The following is a 25674-nucleotide window of genomic DNA, read 5'->3' as shown; positions in this document are numbered from 1 at the left end:
GGCCGATGCTGCTCATCCCCTGTCCCTGGTGCGGCCCGCGGCCCGAGGGCGAATTCGTCAATCTCGGCGAGGCCGTGCCGCCGCGCCCGGCCGATCCCGCGGCGCTCGCCGACGACGTTTGGGTCGAGACGCTGATCATGCGCGCCAATGTCCGCGGACCGCATGTCGAGCGCTGGTGGCACCAGCGCAGCTGCGGGCGCATCTTCGCGATCGAGCGCGACACGCTGACCCACGCCATCCGCCCGCTCGATCCGGAGGCCCGCCCGTGACGGCGACGCGCCTTCCCGCCGGCGGGCTGATCGACCGGTCGCGCCCGATCGCCTTCCGCTTCGACGGCCTGGCGCTCACAGGCTTCGCGGGCGATACGCTGGCCGCCGCGCTTCTTGCCAACGATGTCGCCGTGGTCGGCCGGAGCTTCAAGCTGCACCGGCCGCGCGGCGTCTTCGGCGCCGGCATCGACGATCCCAACACCACCGTCACCCGGCTTGCCCCGCGGCCCGCGACCAATCTGCGCGCGACCACCACGCCGATCGAGGCGGGGGCGGAGTATCGCAGCGTCGGCACCTGGCCGAACGCGCGCCACGATCTCGGCGCGGTTGCCGGCGCCTTCGGCCGCCTGCTGCCGGCCGGCTTCTACTACAAGACCTTCATGGCGCCGAACTGGCACCTGTTCGAGCCCTTCATCCGGGCTGCGGCCGGGCTCGGCCGGGTGCCGGAGGCAGCCTGGCAGCCGGTCTCGGAAAGCCGCTTCGGCGATTGCGACCTGCTCGTGGTCGGCGCCGGTCCGGCCGGCCTCGCGGCGGCGCTCGCCGGTGCCCGCGCCGGGCTCCGCACCATCCTGGCTGATGACGGCGAGCGGCCGGGCGGCCGGCTCCTCGACGAGGGACCGGCGGCGCGCGCCTGGATCGACGCGACCGTCGCCGAACTCGACGGCCTGCACACGCTGCGCCGCATGCCGCGATCGACCGTCTGGGGCCATCACGAGCAGGGCTTCGTCTCGCTCCTGGAGCGCGCGCCGCCCGACGCACCCGATCTCGACTTCCGCCACTGGAAGCTCCGCGCCGGTGCGATCGTGGTCGCCGCCGGGGCCTTCGAACGGTCGATCGCCTTCGCCGACAACGATCGCCCGGGCGTGATGCTGGCCTCGGCCGCCGGCCACTATCTTGACCGATACGGAGTGCGGCCGGGCGCCGACGTGCTGGCCTTCGCCACCAACGATTCCGGCTACGGCCCGGCTTTCGCGCTGGCTGCGGCGGGGGCCGCGGTGCGCATCGCCGATGCGCGCGATACGGTCGATCCGGCGCTCGCCCGCGCGGCCGCCGCGGCCGGGATCGACCTCAGACCCGGCACCGTCGTCGAGCGCGCGCTCGGACGGTCGCGCGTCGCCGGCGCCGTCCTGACAGGGCCGGGCGGTCGGACCGAACGGGTGGCGTGCGACCTGATCGCCGTCGCCGGCGGCTGGAATCCGGCCTTCCATCTCGCCTCGCACTCCCGGCGCGTGCGATCGGTCTGGAACGAGGCGCTGGCGACCTTCACGGCCGGGGACTGTCCGCCCGATCTCGTCGTCGTCGGCGCGGCGCGCGGCAGCTTCGCGACCGAGGACTGCGTGCGCGAAGGCTGGCAGGCGGCGGCCGCCATCGCCGCCGGTCTCGGCCGGACGGGTGGACCCGTCGCCCCGCCGGAGGGTCCGGAGGCACCGGTCACCCGCGCGGTCGCGCCGCTGTTCCTGGTGCCGCCGGCGAAGCCGGGCGCGAAGCTGTTCGTCGATCTCGCCAACGACGTGACCACGGCGGATCTCGGCCTGGCGCTGCGCGAGGGCTACCGGTCGATCGAACTGGTCAAGCGCTACACCACCGCCGGCATGGGCATCGACCAGGGCAAGACCGGCAATGTCTCGGTCATCGCCGTGGTCGGCGCCCTGACCGGGGCGGCGCCCGGCGATGTCGGCACCACCACCTTCCGGCCGCCCTATGCGCCGGTCGAATTCGGCGCCATCGCGGGCGCGCGCGCCGAGGCGCGGCTCTATCCCTGGCGCCAGACGCCGCTTGCCGACTGGCATCTGGCCGCCGGCGGGGTGATCTACGAGGCCGGTCTGCGCTGGCAGCGGCCGGGCTACTATCCGCGCGCCGGGGAGGACTACCGCACCGCCGCCGCGCGCGAGGCGCGGGCCGTGCGCGAGGCGGTCGGCGTCTATGACGGCACGCCGCTCGGACGGTTCCGCCTGAAGGGCCCGGACGTGCCGGCCCTGCTCGATCTCGTCTATGTCAACGATTTCGCCAGCCTCGCGCCCGGCCGCGGCCGCTACGGCATCATGCTCACCGACGACGGGCTGATCCTCGACGACGGCGTCACCTTCCGGCTCGACGAGACGCATTGGCTGCTGCACTCCTCGACCGGCGCGGCCGACCGGGTGCATCTGCATCTCGAACAGATCCTGCAGGTCCACCGGCCGGACTGGCGCGTGTCGCTGATCCCGGTCACCTCGCAATGGGCCAATGCCACGCTGTGCGGCCCCCGCGCCCGCGACGTGCTGGCCGCTCTCAATCCGGATTTCGACATCGCGCCCGCGGCCCTGCCGTTCATGGCGACCGTGGAGGGCCATGTCGGCGGACTGCCGGTCCGGGTCTGCCGGGTCAGTTGGACCGGCGAACTGAGTTTCGAGCTGAACACGCCGGCTCGCCACGCGGTCGAACTGTGGCAGCGGATCATGGCCGCCGGGGCGCCCTTCGGCATCACGCCGGTCGGCTCGGAGGCGAACCACATCCTGCGCGTCGAGGCCGGCTACATCTCGACCGGCCACGAGGTCGACGGCACCGCCGACGTGATCGATCTCGGCCTCGGCGGCATGGTCTCGAGGCGCAAGGCGGACTTCATCGGCAAGCGCTCGATGGAATTGCGGCGCCGGCTCGATCCGGAGCGCTTCGAACTGGTCGGGCTGCTGCCGGCCGATCCGAACCGGCTGGTGCCGGAGGGCGCACCGCTGACGCCCGGCGGGGCGGCGACCGACCAGGAGGGCTTCGTCTCGGCCTGCGTCGCCAGCGTCGCGCTCGGCCGCGTCGTCGGGCTCGGTCTCCTGAAGCGCGGGCGGGCGCGGCTCGGCGAGACGGTCCATGCCCGCGTCCGCGACGAGATCGTGCCGCTGACGGTCGTGCCGCCCGTGTTCCACGATGCCGATCGGACGAGGGTCAAGTCATGAACGGCCTGCGCTATCCGGTCACGATCGAACGCCTGCCGCCGATGACGGTCTTCGAGGCGCGCGGCCCGGAAGCCGAACTGGCCGACGCGGTCGCGGCGGCCGGCCTGCCCTGGCCGGCGGCATTCAACGACTATGCGCTCGGTGCGGACGAGGCCGATCTCGTCCGGCTCGGCCCGACCCGGCTCCTGATCCTCGTCTCGTCGGCTGCGGCGCCGGCCATCGCGGCGCGCGTCGCCGCCGCCTTCGATCGCCAGCCGACCGCGGATGCGGTCGACGTCTCCGACATGCTGACCGGCTTCGTGGTGTCCGGATCGGGCGCCGAGGACGTGTTGCGCCAGGGCGCGCCGCTCGATCTCGACGCGACCCGGTTCCCGGCGGGTCGGATGACCGGCACCGAACTCTGGGGCGTGACCGTCATCCTCGGCCGCATGCCGCTGCCGGCCGGCGGCTTCCGCATCCTGGTCGACATCGCCTACGCGGCCTTTGTCGAGGAATGGCTCGCCGTCGCCTCCGGCGCGCCGTCGGTCCACCGGCCCGGCACGATGGTGCGACCGCCGGCCCGCATCCGGCCCACTCCCTGAGGGTCCATAACCCCTGAGGGTTCTAGCCCCTAAGCGGGTCCAGTCCCCGAACGCCCAAGGAACCCCGCATGCGCGCGATCGACATGCATTCCCACTATTACGGCGGCCTGGTCGACGACCTCCTGAAGCGCGACCGCCGGCCGTTCGTGTCGCGCAACGCGGCCGGCCGGCTGGTGCTCAACGCGATGACGGCCTCGACCGAGATGTCGGACGGCTATACCGACATCCCGGCGCGCCTCGCCTGGATGGATCGGAACCGCATCGCCACGCAGCTGATGACCTTTCCGGGCGCGCTCGGCGTCGATGTCATGCCGGCGGCCGAGATTGCGCCGGCGATCCTGTCCTACAACGACCATCTGGCCGGGCTCTGCGCCGGCTCCGGCGGCCGCTTCGCCGGCCTCGCCGGCCTGCCGCTCGACGACATGTCGCAGGCCGCCGCCGAAATGCGCCGCATCCGGCACGACCTCCGCCTGCCCGGGGTGATCCTGCCAGGGAACTATTTCCTGTCGATCGAGGCCGTCCGCCGGCTCGCGCCGGTCTTCGACGCGGCCGCCGAGACCGGCGCGCTGGTCATGATCCATCCGGGCCTGATGCCCGGCGAGGCACCGCCGGAGCCCTATCCGGATACCAGCGTCTACCGCGCCTCGGTGCTGAACCTGCAGGCGAGCCTCGCCCAGATGGGCATGACGGTGCTGGCCGGCAAGCTCGCCGAGGCCTGGCCGTCGATCACCTTCCACTTGGTCAATCTCGGCGGCACGCTGCCCTTCGTGCTGGAACGGCTGGAGGCCGTCGCCTTGTCGCGCCCGCCGCACGAGCCCTTCCCGCGCGAAAGCCTGCGCGGCATGGTCTACGACTGCGCCTCGCTCGGCCCGCGCGCCCTGGAACTCGCCGTCCGCACTTTCGGCGCCGACCGCATCATGCTCGGCACCGACTACCCGATCTTCACCCCCGATCAGGTCGCCGACACCGTGGAGGTGGCCGAACTGACCGATGCCGAGAAGGACATGATCCTCGCCGGCACGGCGTCCCGCATCCTCGACCGTTTGCGCTGATCGTCGAAGCGCCGGCGTGTCGGCCGCCGTCCGCGATCCGGAGGACCGCGGTCGGCCCGTCAGGCCCCGGAAACGGCCGGGCGAACCCTTCTGTCGGGGCGGATGTCCGGCATCGGCCGGGGACGGGCCTTTCGCGGGATCGCGGGCCTGTGCCTATGGGCGCTTTCGAAATGAACCGGAAACGAAATTCTGGCTTTCGAAAAAAGTTGAGTCAGGTGTCAGATTCCCCTTGCATTGCTGCGGCGCACCATTAAATTAGCGCTTGTCAGGGCCTTGCCCTGGCAGCCCTCCTTGGGCGTTTCCTCCCTAGACTTGGGCCGCTGACAGCCGTCAGCGGCCTTTTTTCTTGTGCAGTGCATGGTTTCGTATTCGGCGCTGCAACCGGTCCGCCGCGAAGGTCGGTCTCGTCCAGAGCCTCAGGTGGCCGGGTCGCCCGATCCTGCCGGTGCCGTCACCGATTGGCGGTGCGCAGCGGCGTCGTCTTGATCAGGATCGTGGTCCGGCTCTCGGGATCGTGGCGGGCGATGGTCACGGACGGCGCCTTGGGGGCCGCGATGCGCTTCAGGCACTCGGCCGGGATATAGGGCCAGGTCGAGCGGCCGCAACGGTCGTCGAGGCGGGCCTGCTTGATGCCGCGGGTCGGCGCCTCGATCGGCATCGGCTCGGCGGCCGGGGCGGGGCTCGCAGCCGGTGCCGGGGCGGCCGATGCCGGATCGGCCGCCGTGCGGGTGATGGCCATGCCGACGGCGGCACCGGCGAGAAGCGAGACGAGGGCAATGGCGGCAAAGCGGGCGGCGGACATCGGCGAGGCTCCTGGACTTCGTCGCGAGGCGGTCCGGCTCTGGACCGCGGGAGCCTGGCTCGTGCCCCCGTCGCGACGTGATCCTTATGCCCGACCGGCATTTCCGGCCGACCACGCGGCACGCGAATCGTGTTTCGTTTCGTTTTCGCCGTGCGCCTGGAACGAAACACAAGGCGGGCTCCATTTCAGAAGGCCGCGTCCTCGAAATCCATCATGGTGCGACCGCCGGCCATGATCTGCGCCGCCAGCGCGCCGGTGCGCGGCAGGATGCGCTCCATGTAGAAGCGCGCGGTCGCCACCTTGGCACGATAGAAGCCGTCCGGATCGGCCGCGCCGAGATGCGGCAGGCTGACCTCGGCCATGCGCGCCCACAGATAGGCGAGGGCGGTCAGCCCGAACAGGTGCAGATATTCGCTCGCCGCCGCGCCGGCCTCCTCCGGCCGGGACAGGCCGCGCCGGGCGATGGTCGCGGTCGCCTGCTGCAGCCGGCCGAAGGCCTTGGCGAGCGGCCCGACGAAGGCGGCGAGCTCCGGATCGGCGGACTTCGCCTCGATATAGCCGGCGACCGGGTGGAAGAAGCGGCGCAGGTAGCGCCCGGCATGGGCCGGCATCTTGCGCCCGACCAGATCGAGCGCCTGGATGCCGTTGGTGCCCTCGTAGATCTGCGCGATCCGGGCATCGCGGACATGCTGCTCCTGGCCGTGCTCGCGGATATAGCCGTGGCCGCCGAAGACCTGGACGCCGAGATTGGTCGTCTCGAAGCCGAGATCGGTCAGCAGCGCCTTGACCACCGGCGTGACCAGCTGGACGAAATCGTCCGCCGCCTGGCGCTCCGCCGGATCGGGATGATGCAGGGCATCATCGAGCACGCGCGCGGCCCAGAGCGCCAGGGCGCGGCAGCCCTCGACATGGGCGCGCGCCGTCAACAGCATGCGCCGCACGTCGGGATGCACCAGGATCGGATCCGCCGGCCGGTCGGGCGCCTTGGTGCCGGCAAGCGAACGGCCCTGCAGCCGGTCGCGCGCATAGGCGACGGCATTCTGATAGGAGACCTCGCCGAGGCCGAGGCCCTGCACGCCGACCGCCAGCCGTTCGGCATTCATCATGGCGAACATGGCGCGCATGCCCTTGTGCGGCTCGCCGACCAGCCAGCCGGTCGCCCCGTCGAAATTCATCAGGCAGGTCGCCGAGGCCCGGATGCCCATCTTGTGTTCGAGCGACCCGCAGGCGACCGCGTTGCGCAGGCCCGGCCGCCCGTCCTCGGCCGGCAGAACTTTCGGCACCACGAACAGGCTGATCCCGGCCGTGCCCTTCGGTGCGCCGGGCAGGCGCGCCAGCACCAGATGGACGATGTTCTCGGTCAGGTCATGCTCGCCGGCCGAAATGAAGATCTTGGTGCCGAAGAGCGCGTAGCTGCCGTCCTCGCGCGGCTCGGCGCTGGTGCGGATCAGGCCGAGATCGGTGCCGCAGTGCGGCTCGGTCAGGCACATCGTGCCCGACCAGGTGCCGTCGACCAGCTTCGGCAGGTAGAGCGCCTTGATGTCGTCGGAGGCATAGCCGTGCAGGGCGACATAGGCGCCGTGGCTCAGGCCCGGATAGGTGCCGAAGGAGAGATTGGCCGAGCACATCATCTCCTGGAACAGGGTCGCGACGGTCGCCGGGGCACCCTGGCCGCCATAGGCCGGATCGCAGGCGAGCGAGGTCCAGCCGCCGTCGCGGAACAGGCGATAGGCCTCGGCGAAGCCGGCGGGGGTCGCGACCGTGCCGTTCTCGAACCGGCAGCCCTCCTCGTCGCCGGACCGGTTGAGCGGGAACAGCACCGTCTCGCAGAGCCGCGCCGCCTCGTCCAGGATGGCGTCGGTCAAGGTTCGGTCGAAGGTCTCCAGACCGGGCAGCGCGGCGAGGCCGTCGCCGTCCATCAACTCGTAGAGCACGAAGCGCATGTCGCGCAGCGGCGCCTTGTAGATCGGCATCGCGGGTCCCTTCCGTCAGTTCCGGAGCGGCTTGCCGGTCTCCAGCATGTGTTCGACGCGCGCCAGCGTGCCCGGCGTCCTGAGGAGGCGCATGAAGACGCGGCGCTCCAGGGCCAGAACGTCGTCCTCGCCGAGCGGCTGCAGCAGGTCGGTGTCGCCGCCGGACAGCACCTCGGCCAGCCCGCCGGCCACCACCGCATCATGCGGCGTCGCCTTGCCGAGCCGGGCATACTGGGCGACCGCCATCTCCATGGCGACGCGACCGCTCGGGCCGGGCAGGATGTAGTCCGGCGGCACCGGCGTGGCGAAATCCTCGGCAAGCCGCAGCGCCATCGCCTTGGCGTCGGCGAGCAGGCGGTAGCGGTTCATGGTGATGCCGTCGCGCGGCCTGAGATAGAGCAGGTCGCCGGCGTCGGCTGCGGATTTCGATACGGTCGCGGTGGAGACGATCTCGAACACCTTCATCGGCCCGGGCATCGGCCCGCGCGGATGTTTCGGCGTCGCCTGCCAGCGCGCCAGCATCTCCTTGCAGCCGCCCCAGCCCGGCACCACGCCGACGCCGGCCTCGACGAGGCCCATATAGGTCTCGGCATGGGCCTGGACGGCGTGGCAATGCAGCAGGATCTCGCAGCCGCCGCCGAGCGCCATGCCGGACGGCGCCCCGACGACCGGGAAGGGCGCGTATTTCAGCGCCTTGAAGGCCTCCTGTCCGGCCGCGACCAGCTTTTCGATCTCGCCCCAGGCGGCGATGTTGGCCGCGAACAGGGCAAGGCCGAGATTGGCGCCGACCGAGAAGTTGCTGCCCTCGTTGTAAATGACCAGGGCGCGGAACCGCTCGGCCACGACCGGCACCGCCCGGACGATCAGGTCCATCACGTCCGGATCGAGGGTGTTCATCTTGCCGGTGAATTCCAGGCAGGCGACGCCGTCGCCGACATCCCAGAGCGCCGCCGAGCCGTTCTTCAGGACCGGTTCGCCGGCCCGCTTCACGTCGGCCAGCATGATCACGCCGGCGGGGCGGACCAGATCGCGATATGTCCCGTCGAGCCCGAGCACCTGGCGGATGCCGCCCTCGACCCGGTAGAAGCTGCGGCCGGCGGCGGTGCGCAGGATCGGGGCGACCGGCAGGCCGTCCTCGACGATCAGGGCCGTGAAACGGTCGACGCCGATGCGGTCGATCAGCTCGAACGGACCTTCCTTCCAGTTGTAGCCGAGGCGCATGGCCTCGTCGATCGCGTCGACCTCGTCGGAGGCGTCGCCGACGAGAAGCGCCGCATAGGCGAGCGTCGCGGCCATCACGGCGCGGGCGTAGCGGCCGTGCTGGCCGGGATGGCGCATCAGCGCCTCCATCGAGCGGCCGGCCTCCTCGATCGCCGGCACGCGCGCCGGCCGTTCGGGCCGGTAGTCGCCGGTGGCGAGATCGACCGCCTCCTTGACCTTGCCGCGCTCGCGGTTGAGCCGGTAGAAGCCGCCCTTGCCCTTGCGGCCGGTATAGCCGGCGCGGATCATCGCTTCGACGGTGGCGACCGGCCGGTTGACCCGGTGGAACAGGTCGTCGGGGGCGAGCGCGCCGGCCATCGAACCGATGACATGCGGCATCAGGTCGAGGCCGACCAGATCGATCAGGGCGAAGATGCCGGTCTTCGGGATGCCGAAGGGTCGCCCGATCAGCGCGTCGGCATCCTCGACCGCCAGCCCACGTTCGGCCGCCTCGGCGACCCCGACGGCCAGCCAGAAGATGCCGAGCCGATTGGCGATGAAGCCCGGACGATCCTTGCAGCGCACCACGCTCTTGCCGAGCGCCAGATCGGCGAAGGCCGTGACCGCATCGAGCGCGTCGGCGCGGGTGTCGGGGCCGCCGACCACTTCGAGCAGGCGCATGTAGCGCGGCGGGTTGAAGAAATGGGTGATGACGAAGTCGCGCCGGAAGGCGGCCGACTGGCTCTCGACCAGGCGCCCCAGCGGGATCGTCGAGGTGTTCGAGGAGACGATGCTGGTCGGCTTGCGCAGAGCGTCGATCCGCTCGTAGAGCGCCTGCTTCACGTCCAGCCGCTCGACCACGGCCTCGACGATCAGGTCGCAATCGGCGATCAGGCCGAGATCGTCGTCGATATTACCGGGCGTCACCAGCCGGGCCGCCGCCTTGGACATGAAGGGCGCCGGCTCGGTCTTCAGCATGCGCTCGATGGCGCCGCGCGCGATGGCGCTGCGGTCGTCCCCGTCCTTGGCGACGATGTCGAGCAGCACCACCGGCAGGCCGGCATTGGCGACATGGGCGGCGATCGACGCGCCCATGACGCCGGCGCCGATCACGGCGACGCGGCGGATGTCCTCGACCATCACAGCGCCTCCAGGACCGTGGCGATGCCCTGGCCGCCGCCGACGCATTGGGTGGCCAGCGCGTAGCGGCCGCCCTCGCGCTTCATGAGCGCGGCCGCCTTGCCGACGATGCGCGCGCCGGTCGCCCCGAGCGGATGGCCGAGCGCGATGGCGCCGCCGTCGATATTGACCTTGTGCGGTTCGAGGCCGAGATCGGCAATGCAGGCGAGCGCCTGGCTGGCGAAGGCCTCGTTGAGTTCGACCACATCCATGTCGCGGACCGTCAGGCCGGCCCGCTGCAGCGCCTTGCGGGTCGCCTCGACCGGCCCCATGCCCATGATCTCGGGCGCGCAACCCGACACCGCGACCGCGCGGATCGCAGCCAGTGGGGTCAGCCCGTGCCGGAGGGCGAAATCCTCCGTGGTGACCAGCACCGCGGCGGCACCGTCGGTCAGCGGCGAGGACGTGCCGGCGGTGACCGAGCCGCTCTGGTCGAAGGCCGGCTTCAGGGCGGCGAGGGAGTCCGGCGTCGTCTCCGGCCGGATGCAGCCATCCTCGGCGACGGGGCCGTCGCGCGTGTCGATCGCCGCGATCTCGTCCTCGAAGCGGCCGGCGGCCTGGGCCTGGCCGGCGCGGCGGTGCGACAGGACCGCGAAGGTCTCCTGCATGGCGCGCGGGATCTGCCAGCGGCGGGCGACATTCTCGGCCGTCTCGCCCATGCTCATGTAGAGGCCGGGCACGTCGCGGGCGAGCGCCGGGTTGGGCATCGGGTTGAAGCCCATGATCGGCACGCGCGACATGCTCTCCACGCCGCCGCAGACGAAGGCCTCGCCGGCGCCGAGCGCGATGGCGCCGGCCGCGGAATGCACCGACTGCATCGAGGAGCCGCAGAAGCGGTTGATGGTCGCGCCGGCCACCGAGACCGGCAGGCCGGCCATGACGGCGACGATGCGGGCGATGTTCAGCCCCTGCTCGGCCTCCGGGAAGGCGCAGCCGACCAGCACGTCCTCGACCGCGTCGGCCGGAATGCCGCTCCGCTCGATCAGCGCGCGGATCACCGCCGCCATCAGGTCGTCGGCGCGCACGGAGGCGAGCGCCCCGCGCCGGGCCGGCGTGAAGGGCGACCGCACATAGCCGGCGATCACTGCTCTCGTCATGTCCTGCTCTCCCCGCGGCCGGACGCGGGCCTTGCGCCGTCCTGGCCGGTTGTCTCGGTCCCGCCGGCCGCCAGGCGGGCATCCGCCTTGGCCTGCTCCTCGGCGACCAGTTCCTTCTTGGACAGCTTGCCGATCATGGTCTTCGGCAGGCTGTCCCGGATTTCGATCTCGCGCGGCAGTTCGATGCGCGAGAGATAGTCGGTCAGGAATTCGGCCAGTTCGGCGGGTGTCGCCGTGCTGCCGTCCTTCAGCTTGACGAAGGCCTTCGGGGCCTGGCCGCGATAGCCGTCCGGAATGCCGATCGCGATCGCCTCGGCGACCGCCGGATGCTGGTAGAGCGCCTCCTCGATGGCGCGCGGATAGACGTTGAACCCGGAACACAGGATCACGTCCTTGATGCGGTCGACGATGAAGGTGTAGCCGTCCTCGTCCATGTAGCCGATGTCGCCGGTCCGGAGCGCCCGGCCGTGGAACACGTCCTTGGTCTCCTCGGGGCGCTGCCAGTAGCCGGCCATGACCTGGGGGCCGATCACGCAGATCTCGCCCTTCTCGCCGACCGGCAGCGGCCGGCCGTCCTCGGGCGCGCGGATCTCGATCCGGGTGCCTTCCAGCGGCAGGCCGATCGAGCCGGGCTTGCCGGGCAGATCGAGCGGGTTGACGGCGACCACCGGCGAGGCCTCGGTCAGGCCGTAGCCTTCGACCAGCCGGCAACCGGACCGGTGTTCGAACTCGCGCATCACCTCGGCGGGCAGCGGCGCGCCGCCGGAGATGCAGTAGCGCAGGCTGCCGAAATCGACATCGCCCTTGGCGGCGGCGGCGTTCAGGGCGGTGTAGATGGTCGGCACGCCGGGAAACAGCGTCGGCTTCTTCTTGCGGATGGTGGCGATCACCTGGGCGAGGTCGAAGCGCGGCAGGAGGATCATCTCGCAGCCGATCCGGACCGCCAGCAGCATGCCGACCGCCATCGCGAAGCAATGGAACAGCGGCAGCGCCATCAGCATCCGCTCCTCGCCCGGCCGGGCGCCCGGCACGACGCGGCGCAGCTGCTCGGACTGCGCGGATAGATTGGCGTGGGTCAACATGGCGCCTTTCGGGACGCCCGTCGTACCGCCGGTATATTGCAGCACCGCGACATCCGCGCCCGGATCGATGGTCACCGGCGCCGCACCGGGCGAGGCGATCAGCCGCTCGAACGGGACGTGGTCGGCATCCTGCGGCGGATGCGCGATCTCCTTGCGCTTGACGATCGGGAACAGCAGGCGCTGCGGAAAGGGCAGGGCGGCGGCCAGCCGGCAGACGACGATCTTCTCCAGCCCTCCCGGGCCGATGAGGGCAGCAACCTTCGGGTAGATCAGGTTGAGGTCGACCGTCACCATGATGGTGGTGCCCGAATCGACGACCTGGTGCTTCAGCTCGCGCTCGACATAGAGCGGGTTGAAATTGACCACCGTGCCGCCGGCCTTGAGCACGGCGAAATAGCAGACGACCGAATAGGGCGTGTTGGGCAGGCACAGGCCGACGCGCACGCCGCGGCGCACGCCGAGCGCCTGGAAGCCGCGCGTGGCCCGGTCGACCAGCGCGCCGATTTCCGCGAAACTCCAGCGCCGACCGAGAAAATCGACTGCCGGCCGCGGCCCGAAACGGGCCACCGCCTCGTCAAGGGCCGCCTGCACCGGACCGGGTTCGATGCCGAGATCCTCGAACCCCCGTCCCGCGCCGGATTGCATGCCGCCTCCCACTTCCATGATCCCAGGTCCGCCGTCTGCCGGGCGGTTCCTCCGACCATGTAACGTTCCCGCCGTCCGGGGCAAGGCCTTTGACCGGCTGACGTTTCGTCAGGCGGCTTGCGGCCGGCGCCGGACCGCGGGTCCAGGCGTCAGCGCCGCCCAAGGCAAGGCCGGCCGAATCCCGCGTCAGTGCTCGGCGGCGGCCAGCACGGCTTCGACGCGGATTTCCTCGGTCAGGCGGGCCTTGAGGGCGGAGAATTCCGGGCTGGTCTTGACCGTGTAGTGGCGCGGATGCGGCAGGTCGACCTTGATGTCGGCCTTGATGCGGCCGGGGCGGGCGCTCATCACGATGACGCGGGAGGCGAGGAAGATCGCCTCCTCGATGTCGTGGGTGACGAACATCACGGTCTTCTGCTCGCGCTCCCAGATGCCGAGCAGCAGTTCCTGCATCAGCCCGCGGGTCTGGTTGTCGAGCGCGCCGAAGGGCTCGTCGAGGAGCAGGATCTCCGGATCGTTGGCGAGCGCGCGGGCGATGGCGGTGCGCTGCTGCATGCCGCCGGACAGTTGCTTCGGATAGTGGTGCTCGAAGCCGCGGAGGCCGACCTTCTCGACATATTCGGCGACGATTCGGGCCTGCTCGGGTCTGGCGACGCGCTTCTCCTCCAGCCCGAAGGCGATGTTCTCGGCGACCGTCAGCCACGGGAACAGCGTGTAGGACTGGAACACCATGCCGCGGTCGGGTCCCGGCCGGGTGACGGCGCGGCCGTCGAGCAGCACGCGGCCGGAGGTCGGATGGTCCAGACCGGCGACGATCCGGAGCAGGGTCGACTTGCCGCAACCGGACGGTCCGAGCACGGTGATGAAGTCGTTCGGCGCCACCGCCAGGGTGGTCGGCTGCAGGGCGGTGACCGGCTTGCCGCCGCGCACGCCGGGGAAGACGCGCCCGACGCCCTCGATGCTGAGCTTGCTCATGCGAATTTCCACGGGAACAGGGTGCGGTTGACCGCCTTGAACAGGAAGTCGGACACCAGCCCGATCAGGCCGATGACGATGATGCCGAAGATGATCTGGCCGGTGGCGAGCAGCGACTGGCTGTCGACGATCATGTGGCCGATGCCCGAGGACGAGCCGATCAGTTCGGCGACGATCACGTAGGTCCAGGCCCAGCCGAGCACGAGGCGCAGGATCTCGGCGATCTCGGGCGCGTTGGCCGGCATCATGACGCGCCGGACGATGCCGGCATCGCGCGCGCCGAGCGTATAGGCGGCCTCGACCAGGTCGCGCCGGGTCGAGCCGACCGCGACGGCGACCATCAGGACGATCTGGAACACCGAGCCGATGAAGATGACCAGCAGCTTCTGCAATTCGCCGATGCCGGCCCAGAGGATCAGGAGCGGGATGAAGGCCGAGGCCGGCAGGTAGCGGGCGAAGGAGACGAAGGGCTCGAAGAAGGCCTCGACCGGCTTGTAGGCGCCCATCAGGATGCCGAGCGGCACGGCGACCAGCGCGGCCAGCACGAAGCCGCCGACGACCCGCCAGATGGTCATGCCGATATCGGTCATGAAGCCGAACTTGGCGATCAGCGTCCAGCCGTCATTCACCATGGTCAAGGGATCGGCCAGGAAGGTCTTCGAGACGAAGCCGCCGAAGGTCGCGAAGGACCAGGCGGCGACGAAGACGACGAAGAAGGCGATGCCGAGCACGATCCGGAGCCAGGGGGAGACGGGTTCGAGCGGTCTCATTCAACACCCTTGGTGAGAAAGGGGAAGCGGGCGGTCGATCCGCCCGGATTGGGGCCGGGCGGCGGCCGGCGCACGGGGGAAGGCGGTCCTCCGGGCGCGCAGCCCTCCGGGCAGTCGGTCAGCCGACGGACGCGAGGATTTCGCGCGCCAGCCGCGCCCAGGGTTCCGGCGACCACGCCGCCCGCGCCGCGCCGGAGGTCGACGGCAGGACGTGGACGACGGCGCCGGCGAAGCGCTCCGGCTGCAGCCCGTAGGCGAGGCGTTCGGACGGGGTGCCGAGCGCGGCCGCGGCCGCGCGCTTGCCGTTGAAGGCCAGCCGGGCCGGTGCGGCCCGTCCGACGGCCTCGGCCAGACCCGCCACGTCGAAGTCGCCGGCCCGGATGCTGGCATCGGGGCCGGCGGAGGTCTTGCAGAGATCGGTCAGGCCGATGCCGTGCCGCCAGACCGTCTCGAAGCCGCGCGGGTCGAAATCCGGCGGCACCAGGCCGAGGCTTGCCAGCATCGGCCAGAAGCGGTTGCCCGGACCGGCATAATAGGCGCCGGCCGCGGCCGATCGCGTGCCCGGGCGGGTGCCGCAGAACACGACCTTCAGGCCGGGCCGCAGCACGTCGGCGAGCACCGCCACCGGGTCGGCCCTGCCCGCATCACTGGATGAAGCGGGTATCGATGATCGTCTTGATGTCCGGCTTGGACTTGATGATGCCGACTTCCAGCAGCAGGTTGGCGGCTTCCTCCGAGAAGGTCAGGATGTCGCCGGAGAAGAACTTCTGGTTGGCGGCCTTGTCCTGCCAGCGCAGATACTTGGCGGACGAGGCGAACTGGTCGCCGGTCTGCTTCACGTCGGCGCCCATGATCTCGTAGGACTTGGCCGGCTCCTTCTCGATCATGGCGACCGCCTCGAAGTAGCTGTCGGCGAGCGCCTTGGCGACCTTCGGATTGTCGTCCAGGAACTTCGGCGTGCAGCCGAAAGTGTCCATGATCATCGGATAGTCGAGCGTGGTGGCGATGATCTTGCCGGCTTCGGGCTTGTCGCGGACGCTGGAGAGATAGGGCTCGTAGGTCATCGCGGCGTCGTTCTGGCCGGCCAGGAAGGCCTGCGCGGCCGGGCCGGGCTCGAGATTGACGACGGTCACGTCCTTCACGCTGAGGCCGCTCTTCTTGAGGAACCAGGCGAGCGTGAAATAGGGCGCGGTGCCGGGCGCAGACGCCGCGACGGTCTTGCCCTTGAGGTCCTTGATCGAGGCGATCGCATTGCGCACGACCATGCCGTCGGCGCCGTAGGACTTGTCGAGCTGGAAGATCTGCTTGGCGGCGACGCCGGCGGCGTTCCAGACGACCCAGGTCTCGACCGTGGTGGCGGCGCACTGGATCGCCCCGGAGGCGAGCGCCAGATGGCGGTCCTTCTGCGGGATCTTGGTCAGCGTGACATCAAGGCCGTTCTTCTTGAAGATGCCGGCCTCCTTGGCCAGCGTCAGCGGCGCGAAGCCGGTCCAGCCGCTGAAGCCGATCGCCACCTTGGTCTCCTGGGCGGAAACGGGCGCGGCGGGACCGAGAAGGGCGGCGCCGAGAGCGGCGACGGCCGAGAAGGCGAGCGCGAATTTCATGGGGGAACCTCCCGAGCGGAATGGCTGACCGGATATCACCACGCCGTGACGCGTCCTGTCAAATGTATAGACATAATCATTCTGCCCGGATTGCAGGCAAGATGCGTCGGGCGGCAGGCTTGTCCCCAAGCACGAGCCCGGAAACCGGCAGGCCGCCCGCTGCAAGGTCAGCCGTTGGCGACGTTGACGATGCCGGCGGAGAGTTCCGGCCGCTTGTTGAGCGTCTGGAACACGACGCAGTAGCGCTCGGTCAGCTTCAGGAGCGTGTCGATCTTCTCCTGCGGCGCGTCGGTGTCGACCTCGAAGGAGAGGCGGATCGCCTCGAAGCCGACCGGGGCGTCCTTGGCGACGCCGAGCGTGCCGCGGAAATCGAGATCGCCTTCCGCGACCACCTGCGCGGAGCGCAGCGGGATCTCCAGCGCGGTGGCGACCGCCTTCAGCGTCACGCCGGCGCAGGCGACCAGCGCCTCCAGGAGCATGTCGCCGGAGCAGAGCTCCTGGCCGGAGCCGCCGGTCGCCGGATGCAGGCCGGCGATGGCCAGCGCGCGGCCGGTCTCGACCTTGCAGGCGAGATGCTGGTCGTCGACCGAGCCGCGGGCCTTCAGGGTGATGCGGGCATCGCCCGGCTCGGACTTGTAGCGGTCCTTGATCGGGGCCTGCATGGCCCTCAGTTCGTTGGCGTCCATGGTTTCCTCCTCGGGGGTCTCAGATCGCCGCGGCGGGCGCGATCTCCTCGCCGCGCGGGCGCGTCGACAGGGTGTCGTCGAGCGAGCGCAGGATGCGCCGCTTGGCCTCTTCGAATTCGGGCGCCAGCCGGTCGCGCGGGCGGGGCAGGGCGACGCGCGTCTCCGCCGCGATGCGGCCGGGCTTCGGCTGCATCACCACGATCCGGTCGGCCAGCACCAGCGCCTCCTCGATGTCGTGCGTGACCAGCACCATGGTCGGCCGGCTCTCCGCCCAGAGGTCCAGCAGGTGGTCCTGCAGGTCGGCGCGGGTGAAGGCGTCGAGCGCCGAGAAGGGCTCGTCGAGCAGCAGCACGCTCGGCCGGGCGACCAGCGCGCGGGCGATCGCGACACGCTGCGCCTGGCCGCCGGACAGTTCGCGCGGCCAGCGCCGGGCGTAGTCGGCGAGGCCGACCTTGGCCAGCACGGCGGCGATCCGGCCCTCGCGCTCGGCGCGCGGCAGATGGGCGATGCCGAAGCCGACATTGTCGGCGACATCGAGCCAGGGCAGCAGGCGCGGTTCCTGGAAGACGATGCCGACGGCCGGATGCGGTTCGGCGATCGCCGCGCCGTCGACCAGGATGCGGCCTTCGCTCGCCCGGTCGAGCCCGGAGACGAGGCGCAGCAGCGTGCTCTTGCCGCAGCCCGAACCGCCGACCACGGCCAGGATCTCGCCGGCCTCCAGCGTCAGTCCGATCCGCTCCAGCGCGCGGGTGCCGTTGGGATAGACCCGGCCGACGCCGTCGATGGTCAGCATGGCTCAGTCCTCCCGGCGGAAATTGTCCTGCCAGCGCAGGAACGGGGCCGAGCCGGCGGCGACCAGCCCGTCGGTGATCTTGCCGAGGACGGCGAAGCACAGGATCGCGGCGACGATCTGGTCCGGCTTGCCGAGCTGCTGGCCGTCGACCAGGAGATAGCCGAGCCCCTCCGAGGCGCCCATGAATTCCGCCGCGACCACGAACATCCAGCCGAGCCCGAGGCCCGAGCGCAGGGCCAGCACATAGGCGGGCAGGATGGCGGGCAGCAGGATGCGCCGGACCAGGGCCGGGCCGGTCAGGCGGAACACGCGCCCGACCTCGACGATCTTGCGGTCGACCGACAGGATCGCGCCCATCACGCCGAGATAGACCGGGAAGAACACGCCGACGGCGATCAGCGCGACCTTGGATTCCTCGAAGATGCCGAGCCAGAGGATGAACAGCGGCACCCAGGCGATCGACGGGATCGAGCGCAGGCCCTGCAGCGTCGGGTCGATCAGCCGGCGCACCAGCGTCGAATAGCCGGCGACGGCGCCGGCGAGCGTGCCCGCCACCACGCCGAGACCGAAGCCGACCGCGACCCGCAGGCTGGTGGCGGCGATATGGCGGGCAAGTTCGCCGGAGGCGGCCAGTTCCCACAGCGTGGCGAAGACGCGCGAGGGCGGCGGCATCAGCCGGCCGGTGGCGAGGCCGAACCGGACCGCGGCCTCCCAGCCGACGGCGAGCAAGATCGGCAGGATCAGGCCGACCACGAAGCGCGGCGCCGGAATGAGGCGCGGCCCGCCGTCGCTGGCCGGCGCTGCCGTGGTCTCCACCGCACTCATTCCGCTCCCCCCTCGCGAGCGCGGGGCGCGCCGCCCGGTGTTCCCGGCCGGCACGCCCCGCGGCATGACCGAATTCCGACGATCTCCGATCCTACTGACCGAACTGGCCGAAGCGCTCGTCGATCAGGTCGGCGACGACCTTCTTCACATCCACATCGGCCTTTATGACGCCCGCCTCCTGAAGGGCAAGCCCCGCGGCGAGGATCGAGTCGCGCTGCGGCGCGCCGATGCGCGAATGGGTCAGCTCCGTGCGCTCCAACTGCTTGGCGATCACCGCATCCGGCAGCTTGGTGGCGGCCACCAGGCTGGCGGTCAGGGTCGCCTTGTCGGCAAGCGCAATGGCGCGCGCCTTCTCATAGGCCGAGAGCACGCGGGCGACGATCTGCGGATGGGCCTTGGCGAAGTCCTCGCGGGTGTTGAGAATGCCCCAGGTATTGGCGTCCGGCTTGCGGAAGAACAGCTTCGCGCCGGCCTCGATCTCGGCGGAGGCCATGATCGGGTCGAGGCCCGCCCAGGCGTCGACATCGCCGCGCAGCAGCGCCATCTTGCCGTCGGCATGCTGCAGGAGGACGAGCTTCACGTCCTTCTCGGTCAGGCCGGCCTCGGCGAGCGCCCGGACCAGGAAGATATGCGGATCGGTGCCGCGGGTGACGGCGACCGACTTGCCCTTGAGATCGGCCGGCTTGGCGAACGAACTGTCGGCGCGGGCGACCAGGGCGGTCCATTCGGGGCGCGAATAGACGTAGATCGATTTCACCGGATTGCCGTTGATCCGGCCGAGCAGGGCTGCGGCACCGGCGGTCGAACCGAAGTCGAGCGAGCCGGCATTGAGGAATTCGAGCGCCTTGTTGGAGCCGGCCGACTGCACCCAGCGGATCGCGATGCCGTCCTTCTCGAACTCCTGCTCCAGGATCTTCTTGTCCTTGAGGATCAGCGAGACCGGGTTGTAGGTCGCCCAGTCGATCCGGATCTCCTTCGGCGCGTCGGCCGCGGAGGCCGGGCTGCCGGCGACGAGGCCGAGGGCCAGGGCGGCGCCGAGGAGGGCGCGGCGGGTGAAGGTCATGGTCGTTCGCTCCCGAAACTGTGAGGGCGCGATCCTCACCGGCGGGAGGCGGTCCGTCGAGGCAAACGGCTACTGGCGTCAGGGCCCGTGTTGGAAAATTCCACCGCGACCGGTGCCTCGGACGAAACGAAGCCGGTGCCGGCGAAAACCGACGCAAATTCCGGGCGCCGCGGGGCGCGCGCCCGGAATGCGTTTGCGTCTCGGCGCGCGGTGGGCCGGCCGCGCTCAGAGCTTTTCGAGCACGGCCTCGAAGGTCATCAGGACCGGGTTGTCGCCGCGGACATAGCGTCCTTCGGCGAGTGCGCCGGTATAGTCGATCAGCGCCACATCGATCGCCGCGACCGGACGTCCGTCCGGGCCCGGCGCGACCTGGCCGTCGACCACGAAGACTTCCGTGGCGAAGTTGTCGACCTGGCCGCCGCCCTCGAAGCGGGCGCCGATCGTCGAGGCGACGCCGCCGCGGATGCGCGCCCGCGCCCAGCCGCGCGCGGCCGCGAGGGTCTCGAAGGTCGTCGCGACATCCTCGTGCGGGCGGATCCGGATCGCGATCGCCGGCGTGCCGGAGGCCGGGGCGGACGGTTCGGCCGGGACCGGGCCGAAGATCTGGAAATTGGTCTCCGGATCGTGCTCGGCGACGAAGGCGGCACCGGCGAGGCAGAGCGCGCGCGCCTGGATCGGCGCGGCGACGACGGTCTCCTGCGGGATGACGTGACCGCCGGTCAGCGTCCCGTCGACCGTCCAGAAGCCGTGGCAGTGGAACCAGGGCTCGCCGTCCTTCGACCCGAAGGTCATCCGTCCGCGCGTCAAAGGCGTCGCGCCGGCCGGCCGGCGGAACTCCGAATAGAAGGCGGCGTGCTTGGGCGTTTCGGACAGGGCCGGGATGACATAGGTGAACGGCCCGAAGGCGCCGCCCTCGAGATCGACGGCGGCGGCCGAAAAGCCGGCCGCTGCCACGGCGCGGCGCACGCCCTCGAGCAGGTTGACGCCGGGCTCCAGCGTGAAGGCGATCTCGGTGCCGACGCAATCGACGGCCAGCACGCGCGGCTCCGGCGCCGGGCCGGGCTGGACGATGCGGCGGGGCAGGGGGGAGGGCGTGGTCACGGCTTCGTCTCCGCGGCTTTCGGCGCCGCCTGGTCATGCGCCGAGGCGGCCTTCGGCATCAGGCCGCGGGCGGCCAGTTCGTCCTTGACCATGCGCTTCGGCACCTTGCCGTAGCCGGATTTCGGCAGCGCGTCCCAGAAGAAGAAGCGCTTCGGCATCTTGTACTTGGAGACCTTGGCGGCGAGGAAGTCGGCGATCTCGGCCTCGCCGACGCTCATGCCCGGGCGGGCGACGCAGACCGCATAGCCGATCTCGCCCCAGAGCGGATCGGGCACGCCGACGATCGCCACCTCGGCGATGGCCGGATGGGTCAGCAGCTTCTCCTCGATCTCGCGCGGGTAGATGTTCGAGCCGCCCGAGATGAACATGTCGGAGGCGCGGCCGGTGATGTAGACGAAGCCTTCGCGATCCATGTGGCCGAGATCGCCGGTGCGGAACCAGCCGTTGCGGAAGGCCTTCGCATTGGCGTCCGGATTGTCGTAGTAGCCCGGGAACACGGCCGGGCCGATGACGCAGATCTCGCCGGTCTCGAAGGGCTCGAGTTCCTTGCCCTCGTCGTCCTGGATCGAGACCTGCATGCCGGTGCGCTCGAAGCCGCAGGTGCCGATGCGCGCGGTCGGGCCGTCTTCCTCCTCGTGCAGGGCCGGCGGCAGCACGGTGATGTTGCCGGTGACCTCGCCGAGGCCGAAATACTGCACGATCACCTTGCCGAGCTTCCGGAGCGCGGTCTTCTGGTCCTCGCGATACATCGGCGCGCCGGCATAGATCACGTAGCGCAGCGAGGAATGGTCGTGCATGTCGGCCGCCGGATGCTCGACCAGCATCTTGAGGATCGTCGGCACGGTGAAGAGGTTGGTCACCCGGTGCTTGGCGATCAGCCGGTAGGCCTCGTCGATGTCGAAGCGCTCGGTCGGCAGCAGGATGGTCGGCACGGCGCGGTTCGCCTGCACCAGCTGGTGCACGCCGGCACCGTGGCTGAGCGGGGCGACGACCAGCGAGGCGTCGGCCTCGGTCGTGCCGGGGATCAGGTCGCAGAGATGGTTGGTGATGACGAAGGCCATCTGGCCGTGGGTCAGCACCGAAGCCTTGGAGCGCCCCGTGGTGCCGGAGGTGAAGAAGAACCAGCAGGGATCGTCATATTCGACCACCGCGTCCTTGACGACCGTGCCGGCATGGGCGGCGATCTCGTCGGATGCCGCGCAGTCGCCGAGCGTGCCGGGGCCGAGCCGCATGGTGAAGGTCAGGCCGCGCGGGCGCATATGGGCCTCGACGGCGGCGGCATGCTCGGGGAAGTCGCCATGGCACAGGAAGGCCTTGGCGCCGGCATAGTCGGCCAGATCGGCGACCTCGGCCGCCATCAGGCGGAAGTTGGTCGGCACCCAGACGGCGCCGAGCCGGAAGGTCGCGAACATCGAGAAGAACATCTCCTCGCAGTTCTTGGAATGCACCAGGATGCGGTCGCCCTTGCCGATGCCGCGCGCGGCCAGCGCCGCCGCGAAGGCCGACACGCTGGCCTCGATCTCGGCCCAGCTCCAGCTGCGGTCGGCCCAGACGAAGCCGGGCCGGTCCGGGAAGCGGCGGGCGTTCTGGACCAGGACATGGGCGAGGTTCATCACCCGGCGGGACGAGGGCGCGACGCCCCCGCGCGGAGCCGTTGCAGTCACGGGATCGGTTCCTCTCCAAGGACGTGCCGGCGGCTCTGATCGGCCGCCGGTCGGTTCAGGTTGTTTCGAAGGTGCGGACTTGTTTCGGCGTGGCGACCGCGCGGCTCACTTCAGCCGTTCGAGGATCGACACGTAGTTGGCGACGGCCGCACCGCCCATGTTGAAGACGCCGGCCAGGGCGGCGCCGTCGAGCTGCATCTCGCCGGCCTCGCCCATCAGCTGCATCGCCGCCATGACGTGCTGCGAGACGCCGGTCGCGCCGATCGGATGGCCGCGCGACTTGAGGCCGCCGGAGAGATTGACCGGCAGCCGGCCGCCGCGGCTCGACTGGCCCTCGCGGGCCACGCGCCAGCCCTCGCCGGGGGCGGCGAGACCCATCGCCTCGTATTCGATCATCTCGGCGACCGTGAAGCAGTCGTGGGTCTCGACCAGATCGAGGTCGTCGATCGCGATGCCGGCATCCTCGCGCGCCTTGGTCCAGGCGCGGCGGGCGCCCTCGAAGGCGATCGGATCGCGCCGCGACAGCGGCAGGAAGTCGTTGACATGCTGGCGCGCGCGGAAGCGGACCGCACGGGCGAGGCTCATCGCGGTCTCCTCGTCGGCGAGCACCAGCGCGGCGGCACCGTCGGAGACCAGCGAACAGTCGGTCCGGCGCAGCGGACCGGCGACGCGCGGGTTCTTGTCCGACACCGTGTTGCAGAAGTCGAAGCCGAAATCCTTGCGCATGTGGGCGAGCGGATTGGCCAGTCCGTGACGATGGTTCTTCGCCGCGATCATGGCGAGTTCCTCGGAACGGTCGCCGTGACGCTGGAAATAGTGCTGCGCGATGCGCCCGAAGATGCCGGCGAAGCCGGCGTCGACCTCGGCCTCCTCCTTGCGGTAGCAGCCGCTCAGCAGGACGTCGCCGACCGCCGCCGTCGGAATGCCGGTCATCTTCTCGGCGCCGACCACCAGCGCGATCCGGCCCCGGCCGCTTTCGATGAAGTCGAGCGCCGAATAGATCGCGGCCGATCCGGTCGCGCAGGCATTCTCCATGTGGGTCGCCGGCGTATAGGCGAGCTCCGGCACGGCGAGCGCCACCATCGAGGCCTCGAAGCCCTGCTTGGAGAAGCCGTTGTTGTAGACGCCGACCGTGATCGCATCGACATCGGCCGGGGCGACGCCGGCATGGACGAGCGCATCGGCGGCGACGCGGCCGATCAGGCTCTCGACATCCGGGTCTTCCAGCTTGCCGAAGGGCGAGTGGGCCCAGCCCACGATGGCGGCACGGCTCATGGTCATCTCCTCTCGCCGACTTTGCGGCGTTGTGCCCCGGCCGATGCCGGAGCCCTGTCGTCATGGGAAAGGCCGGTCTCCGCGATGCGCGCTTCCACGCGGCGCACCTCCTCGCGGAGAAGCTCGGCCAACTGAACCTGCCGGTCGGGCTGCATCCGGCTCTCGATCGCGGCGAGGGACAGGCAGGCATTCGGCCGGCCGCGCTCGTCGCGCACCACCATGCCCATGCCCCAGGAACCGGGGAACAAGAGGCCGCGGTTGAGGCCGTAGCCGAGCCGGCGCGCTTCGGCGACGAGATCGCGCATCAGGGGGCGGTTGAGCATCGGATAGCGGGCCGCGAGCAGCGCGTCGTTGGCCTCGAAGGAGGCTTCGATCTCGGCATCCGGCATCGCCGCGGCGATCGTGATGCCGCCCGCGCCGCAGCCGATCGGATGGCGGTCGCCGGCGGCCAGCACATGCGAGCGGATCGGGAAGTCGCCGTCCTCGCGCTGCAGGCAGACGACCGACCAGTCGCGCCGGACCTGCAGGAAGGCGGCGTCGCCGGTCTCGCGGGCCAGCCGAGTGACGCTGTCGGCGGCGAGCCGGTGCAGGCCGAACCGGTCGGCCGCCACGGTGCCGAGCACATAGGCCTCCGGACCCAGGAAATAGCGCCGCGTGATCGGGTCCTGCTCGGCGAGCCCGGCCTCGATCAGGGCGAGCAGGATGCGCCGGCAGGTCGGCTTGGCGAGGCCCGAGGCCTCGACCAGTTCCGACAGCCCGGCGCCGCGGTTGCGCGTGGCGGCGAGCTGGCGCAACAGGGCGACGGCACGGCCGATGCTCTGCGTGCCGGACGGCTCGCCGGTCTCCGCGCGGGACGGATCGAAACGGTCCGCGTCGCTGCGCGCCGTGACGCGGGGCAGCGTGCCGGAAACGTCCGTCTCGATCAATTCCACCATGTGGACCCAGCCAATCGCCGATTTGTCGTTGACAAGTGGGACATACCCGGCCATTCGTCAACCTGAAAAACGATTTGGCCGTTGAGGTCCACATTGTGGACTTTGCGGCAACCCGGAGGCGGGTCGGGAGCCCGACCTCCGGCGCCAGGGAGGAATTGTCATGTCCGGAATCACCCGCCGTCACTTCACGGTCGGCGCCGCCGCGCTCGGCGTCACGACGTTCAATATCGGCCGTGCCCGCGCGGCCGAGTTCAGCTACAAGTTCGCCAACAACCTCGCGCTGTCGCATCCGCTGAACAAGCGCGCGGCCGAGGCGGCGGCGAAGATCAAGGAAGAGACCGGCGGCCGCTTCGAGCTGCAGATCTTCCCGTCCAGCCAGCTCGGCTCCGACACCGACACGCTCGGCCAGATCCGCTCCGGCGCGGTCGACTTCTTCACCCTGTCGGGCCTGATCCTGTCGACCTTCGTGCCGGCGGCCTCGATCAACGGCGTCGGCTTCGCCTTCAAGGACTACGACACCGTCTGGAAGGCGATGGACGGCAAGCTCGGCGACTTCATCCGCGCCGAGATCGCCAAGTCGCGCACGATCTTCGCCTTCGACAAGCAGTGGGACAACGGCTTCCGCCAGACCACGACCTCGACCAAGCCGATCACCTCGCCGGCCGATCTCGCCAACCTGAAGATCCGCGTGCCCCCGGCGCCGCTGTGGACCTCGATGTTCAAGGCCTTCGGCTCCGCGCCGGCGACCATCAACTTCAACGAAGTCTATAGCGCCCTGCAGTCCAAGGTCGTCGACGCGCAGGAGAACCCGCTCGCCATCATCGAGACCGCCAAGCTCTACGAAGTGCAGGGCTATTGCTCGATGACCAATCACATGTGGGACGGCTTCCACTTCCTCGCCAACCGGGCGAGCTGGGAAGCCCTGCCGAAGGACATCCAGGCCGTGGTGTCGAAGCACATCAACGCCGCGGCGATCGCCGAGCGCGCCGATGTCGCCGATCTCACCAAGGGCCTGCAGGAGACGCTCGCCTCCAAGGGCATGAAGTTCAACACCGTCGACCAGGCCCCGTTCCGCGACAAGCTGAAGGCGGCCGGCTTCTATACCGAATGGAAGGGCAAGTACGGCGATGCGGCCTGGGCGGTGCTGGAAGGCGCCGTCGGCTCGCTCGGCTGATCGAT

22 protein-coding genes are annotated in these 25674 nt (G+C 70.4%); 5 read left to right on the top strand and 17 right to left on the bottom strand.

Features of this window, described 5'->3' with window-relative positions; all coding sequences use genetic code 11:
• Nucleotides 1-5 precede the first annotated feature (5 nt).
• The 4 genes from ABB55_RS06950 to ABB55_RS06935 all read left to right on the top strand — a co-directional run bounded on the left by ABB55_RS06950 (nt 6) and on the right by ABB55_RS06935 (nt 4829).
• Nucleotides 6-269, top strand: a complete 264-nt coding sequence (locus tag ABB55_RS06950; RefSeq protein WP_054358160.1) for a sarcosine oxidase subunit delta — start codon at nt 6-8, stop codon at nt 267-269.
• Complete coding sequence (locus tag ABB55_RS06945; RefSeq protein ID WP_054358159.1) at nt 266-3196, top strand: 2Fe-2S iron-sulfur cluster-binding protein; 2931 nt, start codon at nt 266-268, stop codon at nt 3194-3196. Before ABB55_RS06950 ends, ABB55_RS06945 begins: the two co-directional genes overlap by 4 nt.
• Nucleotides 3193-3777: a sarcosine oxidase subunit gamma family protein gene (locus ABB55_RS06940; RefSeq protein ID WP_054358158.1), complete on the top strand. Its 585-nt coding sequence runs from the start codon at nt 3193-3195 to the stop codon at nt 3775-3777. Before ABB55_RS06945 ends, ABB55_RS06940 begins: the two co-directional genes overlap by 4 nt.
• Nucleotides 3778-3845: 68 nt before the next feature.
• Complete coding sequence (locus tag ABB55_RS06935) at nt 3846-4829, top strand: amidohydrolase family protein (RefSeq protein ID WP_054358157.1); 984 nt, start codon at nt 3846-3848, stop codon at nt 4827-4829.
• Nucleotides 4830-5280: 451 nt separating this feature from the next.
• Here the strand turns inward: ABB55_RS06935 and ABB55_RS06930 are convergent, their stop codons facing one another.
• From ABB55_RS06930 to ABB55_RS06850, 17 genes are all read right to left on the bottom strand, one after another.
• On the bottom strand, nt 5281-5631 hold the full coding sequence (locus ABB55_RS06930; protein WP_054358156.1) for a hypothetical protein: 351 nt from the start codon (nt 5629-5631) through the stop codon (nt 5281-5283).
• A gap of 185 nt (nt 5632-5816) precedes the next feature.
• The gene (locus tag ABB55_RS06925) at nt 5817-7604 is read right to left on the bottom strand and encodes an acyl-CoA dehydrogenase C-terminal domain-containing protein (RefSeq protein WP_054358155.1); all 1788 of its coding nucleotides are present in this window, start codon (nt 7602-7604) and stop codon (nt 5817-5819) included.
• A gap of 15 nt (nt 7605-7619) precedes the next feature.
• Entirely contained in the window at nt 7620-9944 is a 2325-nt protein-coding gene (locus tag ABB55_RS06920) for a 3-hydroxyacyl-CoA dehydrogenase/enoyl-CoA hydratase family protein (protein WP_054358154.1), read from the bottom strand.
• Nucleotides 9944-11080, bottom strand: coding sequence for a thiolase family protein (locus tag ABB55_RS06915; protein WP_054358153.1), 1137 nt, complete (start codon nt 11078-11080; stop codon nt 9944-9946). Before ABB55_RS06915 ends, ABB55_RS06920 begins: the two co-directional genes overlap by 1 nt.
• Entirely contained in the window at nt 11077-12807 is a 1731-nt protein-coding gene (locus tag ABB55_RS06910; RefSeq protein WP_083463420.1) for a long-chain-fatty-acid--CoA ligase, read from the bottom strand. Before ABB55_RS06910 ends, ABB55_RS06915 begins: the two co-directional genes overlap by 4 nt.
• 186 nt (nt 12808-12993) lie before the next feature.
• On the bottom strand, nt 12994-13779 hold the full coding sequence (locus ABB55_RS06905; protein ID WP_054358152.1) for an ABC transporter ATP-binding protein: 786 nt from the start codon (nt 13777-13779) through the stop codon (nt 12994-12996).
• A complete protein-coding gene (locus tag ABB55_RS06900; protein WP_054358151.1) occupies nt 13776-14549 on the bottom strand; it encodes an ABC transporter permease in 774 nt (257 codons plus the stop codon). The genes ABB55_RS06905 and ABB55_RS06900 overlap by 4 nt, the downstream gene beginning before the upstream one ends.
• A 118-nt stretch (nt 14550-14667) precedes the next feature.
• Nucleotides 14668-15174 (bottom strand): mismatch-specific DNA-glycosylase, encoded by a 507-nt coding sequence (locus tag ABB55_RS06895; protein ID WP_054358150.1) that lies wholly within the window; start codon nt 15172-15174, stop codon nt 14668-14670.
• A 19-nt stretch (nt 15175-15193) separates the two neighbouring features.
• A complete protein-coding gene (locus ABB55_RS06890; protein ID WP_054358149.1) occupies nt 15194-16153 on the bottom strand; it encodes an ABC transporter substrate-binding protein in 960 nt (319 codons plus the stop codon).
• 167 nt (nt 16154-16320) lie between these two features.
• Nucleotides 16321-16839 carry an OsmC family protein gene (locus ABB55_RS06885; RefSeq protein ID WP_054358148.1) on the bottom strand — a complete coding sequence of 173 codons (519 nt, stop codon included), beginning with the start codon at nt 16837-16839 and terminating at the stop codon, nt 16321-16323.
• Nucleotides 16840-16858: 19 nt separating this feature from the next.
• Nucleotides 16859-17632 carry an ABC transporter ATP-binding protein gene (locus ABB55_RS06880; protein ID WP_054358147.1) on the bottom strand — a complete coding sequence of 258 codons (774 nt, stop codon included), beginning with the start codon at nt 17630-17632 and terminating at the stop codon, nt 16859-16861.
• Between the two features lie 3 nt (nt 17633-17635).
• Nucleotides 17636-18457 (bottom strand): ABC transporter permease, encoded by an 822-nt coding sequence (locus ABB55_RS06875; protein WP_054358146.1) that lies wholly within the window; start codon nt 18455-18457, stop codon nt 17636-17638.
• A gap of 91 nt (nt 18458-18548) precedes the next feature.
• Nucleotides 18549-19520, bottom strand: a complete 972-nt coding sequence (locus ABB55_RS06870; RefSeq protein ID WP_054358145.1) for an aliphatic sulfonate ABC transporter substrate-binding protein — start codon at nt 19518-19520, stop codon at nt 18549-18551.
• 225 nt (nt 19521-19745) lie between these two features.
• On the bottom strand, nt 19746-20621 hold the full coding sequence (locus ABB55_RS06865; RefSeq protein WP_152981949.1) for a PPC domain-containing DNA-binding protein: 876 nt from the start codon (nt 20619-20621) through the stop codon (nt 19746-19748).
• Nucleotides 20618-22234: an acyl-CoA synthetase gene (locus tag ABB55_RS06860; RefSeq protein ID WP_054358144.1), complete on the bottom strand. Its 1617-nt coding sequence runs from the start codon at nt 22232-22234 to the stop codon at nt 20618-20620. Before ABB55_RS06860 ends, ABB55_RS06865 begins: the two co-directional genes overlap by 4 nt.
• Nucleotides 22235-22390: 156 nt before the next feature.
• Nucleotides 22391-23560 (bottom strand): acetyl-CoA acetyltransferase, encoded by a 1170-nt coding sequence (locus ABB55_RS06855; protein ID WP_054358143.1) that lies wholly within the window; start codon nt 23558-23560, stop codon nt 22391-22393.
• A gap of 2 nt (nt 23561-23562) precedes the next feature.
• Nucleotides 23563-24495: an IclR family transcriptional regulator gene (locus tag ABB55_RS06850; RefSeq protein ID WP_083463418.1), complete on the bottom strand. Its 933-nt coding sequence runs from the start codon at nt 24493-24495 to the stop codon at nt 23563-23565.
• A 160-nt stretch (nt 24496-24655) separates the two neighbouring features.
• Here ABB55_RS06850 and ABB55_RS06845 point away from each other — a divergent pair, with 160 nt between their 5' ends.
• Nucleotides 24656-25669, top strand: a complete 1014-nt coding sequence (locus ABB55_RS06845) for a TRAP transporter substrate-binding protein (RefSeq protein ID WP_054358142.1) — start codon at nt 24656-24658, stop codon at nt 25667-25669.
• Nucleotides 25670-25674 lie beyond the last annotated feature (5 nt).

This window comes from Prosthecodimorpha hirschii, from assembly GCF_001305515.1.
Taxonomy (GTDB): Bacteria; Pseudomonadota; Alphaproteobacteria; order Rhizobiales; family Ancalomicrobiaceae; genus Prosthecodimorpha; species Prosthecodimorpha hirschii.
The sequence above is the reverse complement of the archived record's forward strand: the minus strand, read 5'-3'. Positions and strand labels throughout refer to the sequence as shown.